Source organism: Streptococcus sp. HMSC064H09, from assembly GCF_001812625.1.
In the GTDB taxonomy this organism is placed as follows: Bacteria; Bacillota; Bacilli; order Lactobacillales; family Streptococcaceae; genus Streptococcus.
In genome coordinates this window covers 1,121-1,693 of sequence record NZ_KV809562.1, presented here as the reverse complement: position 1 = coordinate 1,693, position 573 = coordinate 1,121, and the positions used below count along the sequence as shown (strand labels likewise).

Annotated in this window: 1 protein-coding gene; it reads left to right on the top strand. The window is 44.7% G+C overall.

From position 1 onward, the window contains the following. Positions 1-573: Rib/alpha-like domain-containing protein (locus tag HMPREF2867_RS02560; protein ID WP_256263053.1), on the top strand; the 573-nt coding region annotated here is incomplete at both ends.

The following is a 573-nucleotide window of genomic DNA, read 5'->3' as shown; positions in this document are numbered from 1 at the left end:
ACAAGACACCAGTAGATACAACAACTGCAGGTGAGAAAGATGCAACAGTTGTCGTGACATACCCAGATGGTTCTAAAGACGAAGTCCCAGTTAAGGTAACAGTCGTAGATTCACGTACGGATGCGGATAAGAACACGCCAACGCCTAAGGATCAAACTGTTAACATGGGCGAAACACCAGATGCTAAAGGTTCAATTGGTAACGTCTCAGACCTACCAAATGGCACAACATTTGAGTACAAGACACCAGTTGATACAACAACTGCAGGTGACAAAGACGCAACAGTTGTTGTCACTTATCCAGACGGTTCTAAGGATGAAGTACCAGTTAAGGTAACTGTAGTTGACCCACGTACGGATGCGGATAAGAACACACCTGTGGCTAAAGATCAAACGGTAAAACCAGGCGATCAACCAAATGCCAAAGACTCTATTGGCAACGTTGGTGATCTACCAGAAGGCACTAAGTTCGAGTACAAGACACCGGTAGACACAACAACACCAGGCGAAAAAGATGCGACAGTAATTGTGACATACCCTGATGGCTCTAAAGATGAAGTTCCAGTTAAGGTAA